Raw genomic sequence first — 10960 nt, forward strand, 5'->3', positions numbered from 1 at the left:
CTGTTCGGGGAGCTGGAGGCGGGCGCGCTGCGCCGCTACCCGCGCTCGGTCGCGCTGGAGGACCGGTTCGCCGCCCTGCTGCCCGAGGTGATGCTCGGCGTCGACGCCCAGCGGTTCGCCGAGATCGCCGCGGCGGTGTTCCGGCCCAAACCGCCGCCGACGATCTCCATCGACCACCTGCACAGCTCCAAGGTCTCGGTGCGCGAGCAAGCCGGGCTGCTGCGGGTGCGGCTGGCCACCTCGGGCCGGGCCAGCTTCGCCGAGCTGATCGCCGACTGCGCGCACACGGTGGAGGTGGTCGCCCGGTTCCTCGCCCTGCTCGACCTGTACAAGGAGTCGGTGGTGGCCTTCCAGCAGGACGACGCCCTGGGCGACCTGCACGTGCACTGGACCGGCGGCAGCGTGGCGGACGCGACCGCGGCCACCGACGCCGCCCTGGCCGGTGCGGAGGAGGAGGAGTACGGGTGATCGCACCCGAGGAAGTGGACGAGGCCGAGCCGACGGAGCTCGCCGGGGAGCAGGTCGCGGAACCGGCCGAGGCGCCGGACGCGGCGAGCGAGGACGCGGCCGAGGTCCCGATGGCCGGCGACGTTCCGGAACTGACCGAAGACGCCGAGCTGGAGGCGGCGTTGGAGTCGCTGCTGCTCGTGGTCGACTCGCCGGCGGAGGAGGACCTGCTGGCCACCGTGGTGGGCGCGCCGGTGGAGCGGGTGCGGGAGACGCTGCGGCGGATGGCCGACGCCTACACCGACCAGGGCCGCGGGATCGACCTGCGGCACGTCGGCGGCGGTTGGCGGTTCTACACCCGGGACCGGTTCGCGCCGTTCGTGGAGAAGCTGTTGCTCGACGGGCAGCGGTCCCGGTTGACCAGGGCGGCGCTGGAGACCCTGGCGGTGATCGCCTACCGGCAGCCGGTGACCCGGGCACGGGTGGCGGCGGTGCGCGGGGTGAACGTCGACGGCGTGATCCGTACGCTGCTGGCCCGCGGGCTGATCGAGGAGACCGGCACCGACCGGGACACCGGCGGGATCCTGTACCGCACGACCGAACTGTTCCTGGAGCGCATCGGGTTGTCCTCGCTGGAGGAGCTCCCGCCGATCGCGCCGCTGCTGCCCGAGGTGGATGCGATCGACGATGTCTGAGCCTGCGGAGGGAATCCGGCTGCAGAAGGTGCTCGCCAAGGCCGGGGTGGGGTCGCGCCGGGCGGCCGAGGAGCTGATCGCCGAGGGGCGGGTCAGCGTGGACGGTCAGGTGGTCACCGAGTTCGGCCGCCGCGTCGACCCCAACACCGCGGTCATCCACGTGGACGGGATCCGGGTGGTGGTCCGGGACGATCTGGTCCACCTGGCCCTGAACAAGCCGCGCGGTGTGCACACGACGATGTCCGACGAGCGCGGCCGGCCGTGCGTCGGCGACTACCTGCGCGACCGGCGGGACCGGCTGTTCCACGTCGGGCGGCTGGACGCCGACACCGAGGGGCTGCTGCTGCTGACCAACGACGGCGACCTCGCGCACCGGCTCATGCACCCGTCCTACCAGGTGCTCAAGACCTACCTGGCGGAGGTCACCGGCCGGGTGCCACGCAACCTCGGCCGGTCCCTGCGCGACGGGGTCGAGCTGGACGACGGCATGGTCACCGTGGACTCGTTCCGGGTGGTGGACAGCCTGCCCGGCCGGACCCTGGTGGAGGTGGTCCTGCACGAGGGCCGCAAACACATCGTGCGGCGGCTGCTGTCCGAGGTCGGCCATCCGGTGCAACGCCTGGTCCGCACCCGCGTCGGCGACGTGCACCTCGGCGACCAGCGCGCCGGCTCGCTGCGCGCCCTCACCCGCGCCGAGGTCGGTTCCCTCTACGGCGCCGTCGGCCTCTAGCCGCCGGCTGGAAAGCGATGTGACACTGCTTTCCCACCGGGACTACGTGCGGTTCTGGGTGGCCGATGCCGTGTCGATGGTCGGCACCTACGTGACCACGCTGGCGCTGCAGGTGCTTGCCGTGGTGACCCTGCGGTCGTCGGCGACCGGGCTGGGTGCGCTCAGTGCCGCCCGATTGCTGCCGTACCTGCTGTTCGGTCTGCTGGCCGGGGTGCTGGTGGACCGGTATCGCCGCCGGCCGGTCCTGGTCGGCACCGACTTCACCCGGGCCGCGGTGCTCGGCGTGATCCCGCTGCTGGCCTGGGTCGGCCTGCTGACCCTGCCGGTACTGATCGCGCTGGTGGCCGTCCTCGGCCTGCTGTCGCTGAGCTACGACGCGGCGCACCAGTCGTACCTGCCGAGGCTGGTGCCGGCCGGACTGCTCACCGAGGCCAACGCCCGGCTGGAGCAGACCAACGCGGTGGCGCAGACCCTGGGTCCGGTGCTCGCCGGCTGACTGGTGAAGGTGATCAGCGCCCCGCTGGCGATCCTGGTGGACGCCGTCTCCTATCTCGTGTCCGGTCTGGTGCTCACCCGGCTGCGCACGGTCGAGCCGGTGTCGCGGCCGGCGACCCGGCACCTCTGCCGGGAGCTGCGGGACGGGCTGGCCTGGGTGTACCGGCACCGGATGCTCGCGCCGCTGGCGCTCACCTCGCATGCGTGGTTCCTGTGCACCGGCATGATCGGTGTCGTCTACCCCTACTTCGTGCTGGGCGAGCTGGGTTTCGACGCGTTCGCCCTCGGTGTGACGTTCGCGCTGGCCGGAGTCGGCGGACTCGCCGGCGCCTCGCTGTCCGGCTGGGTGGTCCGCCGGTTCGGGTCCGGGCCGGCCATGGTCGCCGGTCGCCTGCTGACCCCCGTCGCCTTCGTGCTCGTCCCGTTCGCCGGGGCCGGCCCCACCGGCCTCGTCCTGCTCGGCGCCGCCCAACTGCTGTTCGGCCTGTCCATCGGCCTGGACGGGCCCGCCGAGATGGGGTTCCGCCAGGCGGTGACCCCGGATCGCTTGCAGGGCAGGATGAACGCCACCATGCGCTCGATGAACCGAGGCATGATCGTCATCGGCGCCCCGCTCGGCGGGGCCCTCGCCGACACCCGTCCCACCCTCTGGCTCGCCACCGCCGGCCTGCTCGCCCAGGCGGTCGCCCTGACCGCCGCCCCGCTGCGCGGCGCCCGGCTGCCGGCTTGACCTCGAGTGGTCTCGAGGTCCTACCGTGGAGTCGTGCCTGAGCTGAGCCGCCGTCGCCGACTGCTGGTGCTCGCGATCTGTTGCGCGAGCATCGTCGTCGTGGCGATGGACATCTCCATCGTCAACGTTGCGTTGCCGGCGCTGCGCCGGGAGCTGAACGCGCCGGTCTCAAGTCTGCAGTGGACAGTGGACGCATACACGTTGGTGCTGGCCAGTTTCCTGGTGATGGCCGGGTCCGCGGCCGACCGGTTCGGGCGGCGGCGGGTGTTCCAGATCGGGCTGGCCACCTTCGGGCTCGGGTCGTTGCTGTGCGGTCTGGCGCCCGGTGTCGAGTGGCTGGTCGCCGCGCGGGGACTGCAGGCGGTGGGCGGGACGATGCTCAACCCGGTGGCAATGGCGATCATCGTCACCGCGTTCACCGATCGGGCGGAGCGGGCCAGGGCGATCGGGGTGTTCGCCGGAATGTCCGGGTTCGCGTTGGGGCTGGGGCCGATTCTCGGCGGCGCGCTGGTGGACGGGTTCGGCTGGCGGTCCATCTTCTGGGTCAACGTGCCGATCGTGATCGCCGCGTTCGTGGCCGCCATGCTGTTCGTGCCGGAGTCCCGGGCGCCCCGGCCGCGACGGTTCGACCCGGTGGGGCAGATTCTGGTGATCCTGGTGCTGGGCAGCGTGGTCTACGCGATCATCGAGTCCGCCCGGCTGGGCTGGACGTCGCCGGTCACCGTCGCGCTGCTCGCCGTGGCCGGGCTTGGCGTGGTGGGGATCCTCGCCTACGAGCCGCGCCGGGCGGACCCGCTGCTGGAGCTGCGGTTGTTCCGCAGCGTGCCGTTCAGTTCGGCGATCGTGACAGCGTTGTTCGCCATGTGCGGGTTCGGCGCGTTCCTGTTCGTGACCACGCTGTACCTGCAGGAGGTCCGCGGGCTGCCGGCCCGGACCGCCGGGCTGTGCCTGGTCCCGGTCGGGCTGATGATCGTGCTGCTGTCGCCGCTGACCGGGCGGCTGGTGGGCCGGCGCGGTCCGCGGCTGCCGCTGGTCGTCTCCGGCGTCGCGCTCGCGCTGGGTGGCGCGGCATCGGTGTGGCTGGAGCCGACCACCCCGCTGCTCGCCGTGCTCGCGGTCTTCCTGCTGTTCGGCATCGCCTCGGGCACCGTCAACCCGCCGATCACCAACACCGCGGTATCCGGGATGCCCGGCTCGATGGCCGGCCTGGCCACGTCGGTCGCCTCCGCCGGCCGGCAGACCGGCATCGCCCTCGGCGTCGCGATCGCCGGCGCCATCGTGGGCCCGGCGCTCGCCGAGGGTGGACCGGCCTTCACCGCCGCCGCCGACGGCATGTGGTGGCTGATCGTCGCGCTCGGCGCCGGCATCGTGGGCCTGGGCCTGCTCAGCACCTCCGCCCGGGCCGCCCGCACCGCCGCCCGGGCCGCCGCCCTGTTCGACGAGGTGGACCGCGGCCCCACGCCCGGTCAGCGCCGCACGCCGAACGATCCGGCACCGAACCTGGTTCGGTAGCCCGGACGGGTTGTCCACATGGGTCCGATGGTGTTCCCGCGCCGACATTCCCGACCGGACCAGGGGAAGCTCAAAGGTTGGTAAGCAAAACCGCTTCCCCAAAAGGAGTTCATCATGGAGTTCAGACGAAGAGGGCTGGCCGTAGCGCTTTCACTCGTCTCGATCGCGGTTCTCGGGCCGGTGACCGCGGCCGCGGATCCCCCGCCACCACCTCCGCCCCCACCACCCCCGACGGCGAACGCGCCCACCGCCACCGGAACGGTCGGCTACGCGAACGCGATGGTCGCCGGAAACACGATCTCCATCGCGCGGCTCGCGGCCTGCGACACCGAGGGCGCGCAAACCGGGTTCACCCGCGGCGCGACGCGCAACCAGGTCAGCATCGGCTGGGGCTGGAGCCAGTGCGGAATGGACGACGAGGGCAATGCCACCGTTTCGGTGGTCGGCTCGCTCTACGTACTTCCCGTGGTACAGCCACTCGGCGGTCCGGCGATCTGGATCGGGCGCTACGCCGTGTACTGCGAGGCCAGCCAGTCGCACACCTGGTCAACCATGCGGGTGAGTGGCGTGGTGGGCGCGTGGCTGCCCGTCCGCATCCCGCCGAACTACACGATGATCATCCCCGGCCGGCTGCCCACCGACCCGATCGTCGCCCGGATCGTGCTGAACGAGCAGATCCGCACCGAACCACCGGACCGCAGCATCACGGTCAACGTCATGCGCGTCCAACTGTTCCCCAGCGGCGCCTCAGCCAATCGAGGTGAGTTCGTCGCCGGCTCGGTGCATTGCTCCTCGCACTGACGCGCACAGGTCGCAGAGTTCCAGACCCCCCAACACATCCCGCCGGGACGGCCGCGAAGCGGGCGCCCCGGCGGCCCTTTCGTTCACCCGGACCGCTGCGCCGGTCTGGTTGGGGTTCCGGTGAGGACGGCGAGCACGGCCCAATCCGGTTGGCGGAAGAAGAAACCCAGAGCGTTGTGCACCGTGCACGAGGTGCGCTTCGGCCATGGAATGTCCCCTGTACTCCAGAATGTTCGATCTACTTCGGGAATCCGCTGTGTTCGGGCCGGAGGCCAGGCGCCTCATCATCAGTGTCCTGAACGAGTTGGGCTAGGCGGGTGCGCACCCGCGCTTTGTTCGACCACCGGGTTGGGGGCCGGCGGGGGAGCGGTTACCGTGCGCGGATGAGTTGGGTGCGGGCGATCCGCAGTGGCTGGGTGCTGCGGGGTGAGGTGCCCGGGCCGGATGTGGACGAGTTTGCCGAGCCGGAGCGGGTGGTGGCCGCGCTGGCGCGCGGTAATGGGCGGACGTTGCTGGCGGTGCAGCATCCGCATCGGACACCTGCGGCGCTGGCGGAGGGGTTGACGCTCGACCAGGCCCTGCCGGCGGCGCGCGCGACGCTGTCGGTCTTGCGCCGGACGGCATACCGGCAGGCGGACAACATCGTCGCGCCGTACCTGGTGGACGGTCCGGATGGGTCGGTCGCCGGCGTGCTGTGCATGGTGGGGCTCGACGGCGTGGCGCATGTGGAGGAGGTCTACCCGCAGGTGGTCGCCGAGCGGGCGGCGGTGATCTCCGGGCTGGGCTGCCTGACTAGCGCCGCGATGCTGGTGCCGGTGCGGGACGGGGACCGGTTGACGGCGGCGGTGCTCGGTGCGATCGAGACGGCGGGCCCGCCTGACGTTTCCACTGTGGACTCCGGTGGGCGGCGACACCGGGTGTGGGTGAACGGGGATGCGGACCTGTTGGAGGTCGCCGGGGCGGCGCCGCTACTGGTGGCGGACGGCAACCACCGGGTGGCGGCGGCGTTGGAGGCGGGGTTGGACGGCCTGCTGGGGCTGGTCACGGCGGGCCCGCGGTTGCGGATCGGGGCGTTTCACCGAGTGCTGGTGGGCACCGGACTGGGTGCCGCCGCACTCACCCGAGCGTGGCAGGACGTCGGGCTGACGGTGCGGCGGGCAGCCGAGGAGCCGGCGCGCGGGCGGGTGGCGGTGGACTGCGCGGGCACGACGCTGGTGGTCGAACTGCCGGACACCACCGCTTTCGATCACGAGGTGGTGGAGAGTCTGCTGGTGCACCGGGCGCTGGGGCTCGACCCGGAGGGGCCGCACCTGCGTCCGCTGCCCGCCGGCCGGCCGGTGCCCGACGACGCCGACGCGGTGCTGCGGATCGCCCCGGTGCCGATGGCCGACGTGCTGGCCACGCACGCGGCGGGCGGGCGGATGCCGCGCAAGAGCACCTTCTTCACCCCGAAACCACGCAGCGGACTGGTGCTCGCGGACCTGCCCTGAGCGATCTTGCCGGAACAAGGGCTTGTGGTTCGAGGGCGGCGTGACCTGACCGGCATCACTACTGTGGCCGGATGACCGAGCGAACGAAGTACCTGCTCGACGAGTCGGACCTGCCTACCACCTGGTACAACATCGTGCCTGACCTGCCGGCGCCGCCCCCGCCGCCGCTGCATCCGGGGACCGGGCAGCCGGTCGGCCCGGACGATCTCGCGCCGCTGTTCCCGCAGGCGCTGATCGGCCAGGAGGTGAGCACCGAGCGGTTCGTCGACATCCCGGGCGAGGTCCTGGACGTCTACCGGCTCTGGCGGCCGTCGCCGCTGTACCGAGCCCGCCGGCTGGAGCGCGCGCTGGGCACCCCGGCGCGGATCTACTACAAGTACGAGGGCGTGAGCCCGGTCGGTTCGCACAAGCCGAACACCGCCGTGCCGCAGGCGTTCTACAACGCGCGCGAGGGCGTCACGAAGCTGACCACGGAGACCGGCGCCGGCCAGTGGGGTAGCGCGCTCGCGTTCGCCAGCGCGCAGTTCGGTCTGGACTGCGAGGTGTGGCAGGTGCGCGCCTCCTACGACCAGAAGCCGTACCGCAAGATCATGATGGAGGTGTACGGCGCGACCGTGCACCCCAGCCCGTCCGACCGCACCGCGTCCGGCCGGGCGGTGCTCGCGGAGCACCCGGACTCGACCGGCAGCCTGGGGATCGCGATCAGCGAGGCGGTGGAGATGGCCGCCGCCGACCCGAACACCCGCTACGCGCTGGGCAGCGTGCTGAACCACGTGCTGATGCACCAGACGGTGATCGGCGAGGAAGCGATCCGGCAGTTCGAGCTGGCCGGGGACAGGCCGGATGTGATCGTGGGCTGCACCGGCGGCGGGTCGAACTTCGGCGGGCTGGTCTTCCCGTTCCTGCGGGAGAAGCTGGCCGGCCGGATCGCCCCCACGATCCGGGCGGTGGAGCCGGCGGCCTGCCCGTCGTTCACCCGCGGGGTCTACGCCTACGACTTCGGTGACACCGCGGGCCTGACCCCGCTGCTCAAGATGCACACACTCGGCCACGGGTTCATCCCGGACCCGATCCATGCCGGCGGGCTGCGCTACCACGGCATGTCGCCGCTGCTGTCGCACATCGTGGCTTTGGGACTCGTCGACGCGGTGGCGGTGCCGCAGAGCGAGTGCTTCGCGGCCGGCGTCCGGTTCGCCCGGGCGGAGGGCATCCTGCCGGCCCCCGAACCGACCCACGCGCTGGCCGAATGCATCCGGGAAGCCTTGCGCTGCAAGGAGTCCGGCGAGGAGAAGGTGATCCTGACGGCGCTGTGCGGGCACGCCCACCTCGACCTGCCGGCCTACGCCAGCTATCTGGCCGGCGAGATGGTGGACCGCGAGCTTGCCCCGCACGAGTTGGAAGAAGCGCTGAAGGGCCTGCCGAGCATGACATAGATAGCTGCCCGATCGGGCAAAACTTGTATCCACGGAGGTCGGCGACGGCTCCTTCAGATGAGGGCGCCTGCATCCGGGCGGGCGCCAGTACCTGGTAGGGATGCCATGGCGCTACGTGTCGGCAGCTACGAGGTGGATGGCCGGACCGACCCGCACCCGCTCGCCGGGGTGCGTCCCGACTTCACCGTCTGGGACGGTCCGGTGCGGGACGGTCTGCTCGGGTTCCGCGACGTCTGTTTCAGCGGCGGTGGCCAGGACCGGCGGGCCGCACTGTTCGCCGGTTATGCCGGCGGGCTGCGGGACACCTTCGCCGGCCTGTTCGACATGTCCGCCGAGCAGGCCTGGGCGGAGGCCAACGAGCTGGTGGAGAGCCCGGATGTGTACTGGGTTTCGTTGCGAGTGGATCCTTCCGGGGGGCGGACGTTCTATCGAGCCAGCGGTTCGTGCTGATGAGCTTGTCCCTTTCCGACATCGACTGGCGGGTGGCCGTGCCCGACGTCCCGGCCGAGCTGCCGGTGGCCACCGTGGCCACACCGTCCTACGAGGAGCGTCTGCACGCGGTGCGGACCCTGCACGAGCGCTTCACGCTCGGCGCCACGGTGGAGATCGACCTGCCCGAGGGTGTCGCGCACGCGAGCGACCGCGGCGAGGTCCAGTTCTTCGCCGCCAGCGGCGCGGTCCGGGCCCGCGATGCGCGGGTGTGCCGGGCGTTTCCGGACCAGCGCCGGCTGTGGGACGACGTCGAGGAGGTCATCGACGGCACCGAGCGGCGGTTCGTGCTGGGCGAGCACACCAGCGCGATGCTGTTCCAGGACGCCGGCGAGCTGCTCCGGGCGGCCCGGCTGCTTCCGGACGGGCTCGGCGACGTGGACGTGGTGCTGGACGAGTGGATCAAACTCGACGAGTCGGGCGCGGAGCTCGACCGCGGCCCGGGACGCGCCGTGGTGCGGGCGCCGTACTCGGTGGACGGGGTCCCGTTCATCGGCGCGGGCGCCAAGACCCGGCTGGCCTACGAGCCGGTCGGCGGCCGGTTGGCGCTGGCCCGGATCTTCCATGTGCACCGCCCGGTGGTCGAGGTGGCGCTGGTGCGCACCGGCGGTACGGAGCGGGCGCTGACCGGCCTGCTGCGCGATCCGGTCCTGGCCGGGCATCAGCAGGCGGGCGGTCGGGTGGCGGTCACCCGGATCCAGGTGGGGCTGCTGGCCCTGCCGGCCGTGGTGGCGCAGCGGCTCGTGGCGCCGGCCGTCGCGGTGGCCGGGGTGTTGCAGGGCGCCGGGGACGACGCCGAAGTTCCGTTCGCCCGCTACTACCAGGCCGTGTCGGCGGCCGCGCTGCGCCGGGTCGGGCTGGCCGCCGCGCACCTGCCGCACTGAGGGAGCTCACATGACCGAGTTGGCGAGCCTTGCCGAGATCATCGCGCGGGATCTGGGTTCCTTCGCCGTCAATCCGATCGGGATCAGTCCGCGACCGGCGGCTGCAGGCCGTCGTGCAGCACCGCGAACACCATCTGGTGCAGCGCCGGATCGTCGGGTCGCTGCAGCAGGGCCGTGGTGGCGCCGGTGAACAACGCCATCACCGCGGCGATGTCGACGTCGTCGCGCACCCCGCCGGCCTGCTGAGCCCGCTCCAGCAGCGTCTGCCCGGCCTCGTACAGGGCCTGCTTGGCGGAGGTGATCAGCCCCGGCGCCGCCAGGCCGGTGCCGGCCAGCGCGTCGGCCAGGTCCTTGGACGACTGGGCCCCGGTGATCAGCAGGCGCAGGAAGTCGAAGAACGCCGCGCCGGCGTCGCCGGCGGTGGCCAGCGACCTGGCGTGTTCGACGAACCGGGTCAGCCGGTCCAGGATGACCGCCTCGAACAGGGCTTCCTTGGTGGGGAAGTGCCGGTAGACGGTGCCCGCGCCGACGCCGGCCCGGCGGGCGATGTCGTCCAGCGGAACGGCGAGTCCCTCGGCCGCGAAGGCCTCCTGCGCCGCCGCCAGCACCCGCGCCCGGTTGCGTGCGGCATCGGCCCGCAGCGGTCGCGTTGACAAGCGGGGCGCGCGTTCCGTATCTTCGGGCTTATCCGGGTCCATCGTTCCGATTATAGGAGGCCGTCGTGTCCCGCACCCCCCGAGAGATCGCCGAACTGACCCGCAAAATGGTGGAGGGCAACGCAGGCATCGAGTTCGCCGAACTGTTCGCCCCGGACGGGGTGATGGAGTTCCCGTTCTTCGTTCCCGGGTTCCAGTCCAGGCTGGAGGGGCAGGACACCATCCGGGAGTTCTACAAGGCACGCGCCGACATGCGCGGGATGTTCGACATGCATGAGGTCACCCAGGTCGTGTATGAGACCGACGACCCGGAGGTGGTGATCACCGAGATCGAACATCACGGCGTCTCCCGGGTCACCGACGCGCCGTACCGGATGCTGGCGCTGGGGGTCATCCGGGTGCGGGACGGCAAGATCGTGCACTACCGCGACTTCATGAACCCGCTCACGCTGGCCGAACTCGTCGGCCGGATGCCCGACCTGATCGCCGCCGTCAGTGCGACCGGAACAGGTGCCGCGCGATGATCTCGCGCTGGATCTCGGTCGCGCCCTCGTAGATCCGCGGGCCGCGCACCTCGCGGTAGAGGTGCTCCAGCAGG

12 protein-coding genes and 1 pseudogene are annotated in these 10960 nt (G+C 71.8%); 11 read left to right on the forward strand and 2 right to left on the reverse strand.

What is annotated here, in order from left to right; all coding sequences use genetic code 11:
• The 10 genes and pseudogenes from VFO68_RS16220 to VFO68_RS16265 form a co-directional block, all read left to right on the forward strand.
• A partial coding sequence (locus tag VFO68_RS16220) for a segregation and condensation protein A (protein WP_325159126.1) occupies positions 1 to 468 on the forward strand: 468 nt, incomplete at its 5' end.
• A complete protein-coding gene (gene scpB / locus VFO68_RS16225; RefSeq protein ID WP_325159127.1) occupies positions 465 to 1142 on the forward strand; it encodes an SMC-Scp complex subunit ScpB in 678 nt (225 codons plus the stop codon). The genes VFO68_RS16220 and scpB, both read left to right, overlap by 4 nt.
• Positions 1135 to 1872, forward strand: coding sequence for a pseudouridine synthase (locus VFO68_RS16230; protein ID WP_325159128.1), 738 nt, complete (start codon positions 1135 to 1137; stop codon positions 1870 to 1872). The genes scpB and VFO68_RS16230 overlap by 8 nt, the downstream gene beginning before the upstream one ends.
• A 19-nt stretch (positions 1873 to 1891) precedes the next feature.
• A pseudogene (locus tag VFO68_RS16235) lies at positions 1892 to 3097 on the forward strand (MFS transporter).
• Positions 3098 to 3130: 33 nt separating this feature from the next.
• Positions 3131 to 4609 carry an MFS transporter gene (locus VFO68_RS16240; protein ID WP_325159129.1) on the forward strand — a complete coding sequence of 493 codons (1479 nt, stop codon included), beginning with the start codon at positions 3131 to 3133 and terminating at the stop codon, positions 4607 to 4609.
• A 114-nt stretch (positions 4610 to 4723) separates the two neighbouring features.
• Entirely contained in the window at positions 4724 to 5410 is a 687-nt protein-coding gene (locus tag VFO68_RS16245) for a choice-of-anchor P family protein (protein WP_325159130.1), read from the forward strand.
• Between the two features lie 383 nt (positions 5411 to 5793).
• Positions 5794 to 6900, forward strand: a complete 1107-nt coding sequence (locus VFO68_RS16250) for a DUF1015 family protein (RefSeq protein ID WP_325159131.1) — start codon at positions 5794 to 5796, stop codon at positions 6898 to 6900.
• A gap of 71 nt (positions 6901 to 6971) precedes the next feature.
• Positions 6972 to 8333, forward strand: coding sequence for a TrpB-like pyridoxal phosphate-dependent enzyme (locus VFO68_RS16255; protein ID WP_325159132.1), 1362 nt, complete (start codon positions 6972 to 6974; stop codon positions 8331 to 8333).
• Between the two features lie 105 nt (positions 8334 to 8438).
• Entirely contained in the window at positions 8439 to 8783 is a 345-nt protein-coding gene (locus tag VFO68_RS16260; protein WP_325159133.1) for a hypothetical protein, read from the forward strand.
• The gene (locus VFO68_RS16265) at positions 8783 to 9706 is read left to right on the forward strand and encodes a hypothetical protein (RefSeq protein ID WP_325159134.1); all 924 of its coding nucleotides are present in this window, start codon (positions 8783 to 8785) and stop codon (positions 9704 to 9706) included. Before VFO68_RS16260 ends, VFO68_RS16265 begins: the two co-directional genes overlap by 1 nt.
• 83 nt (positions 9707 to 9789) lie before the next feature.
• Here VFO68_RS16265 and VFO68_RS16270 read toward each other — a convergent pair whose 3' ends face one another.
• On the reverse strand, positions 9790 to 10362 hold the full coding sequence (locus tag VFO68_RS16270; RefSeq protein ID WP_325159135.1) for a helix-turn-helix domain-containing protein: 573 nt from the start codon (positions 10360 to 10362) through the stop codon (positions 9790 to 9792).
• Positions 10363 to 10427: 65 nt separating this feature from the next.
• Here VFO68_RS16270 and VFO68_RS16275 point away from each other — a divergent pair, with 65 nt between their 5' ends.
• Positions 10428 to 10886: a nuclear transport factor 2 family protein gene (locus VFO68_RS16275; RefSeq protein ID WP_325159136.1), complete on the forward strand. Its 459-nt coding sequence runs from the start codon at positions 10428 to 10430 to the stop codon at positions 10884 to 10886.
• Here VFO68_RS16275 and VFO68_RS16280 read toward each other — a convergent pair.
• The coding region (locus VFO68_RS16280) for an acyl-CoA dehydrogenase family protein (protein WP_325159137.1) at positions 10855 to 10960 on the reverse strand (106 nt) is incomplete at its 5' end. The genes VFO68_RS16275 and VFO68_RS16280 overlap by 32 nt on opposite strands.

Origin of the sequence: Actinophytocola sp., from assembly GCF_035712165.1 — a bacterium.
GTDB lineage: Bacteria > Actinomycetota > Actinomycetes > Mycobacteriales > Pseudonocardiaceae > DASYTH01.

Excerpts from the sequence above, each read along its gene's own strand:
- VFO68_RS16230 (WP_325159128.1), top strand. The coding sequence starts at position 1,135 with ATGTCTGAGCCTGCGGAGGGAATCCGGCTGCAGAAGGTGCTCGCCAAG.
- VFO68_RS16245 (WP_325159130.1), top strand. The coding sequence starts at position 4,724 with ATGGAGTTCAGACGAAGAGGGCTGGCCGTAGCGCTTTCACTCGTCTCG.
- VFO68_RS16250 (WP_325159131.1), top strand. The coding sequence starts at position 5,794 with ATGAGTTGGGTGCGGGCGATCCGCAGTGGCTGGGTGCTGCGGGGTGAG.
- VFO68_RS16255 (WP_325159132.1), top strand. The coding sequence starts at position 6,972 with ATGACCGAGCGAACGAAGTACCTGCTCGACGAGTCGGACCTGCCTACC.
- VFO68_RS16260 (WP_325159133.1), top strand. The coding sequence starts at position 8,439 with ATGGCGCTACGTGTCGGCAGCTACGAGGTGGATGGCCGGACCGACCCG.
- VFO68_RS16265 (WP_325159134.1), top strand. The coding sequence starts at position 8,783 with ATGAGCTTGTCCCTTTCCGACATCGACTGGCGGGTGGCCGTGCCCGAC.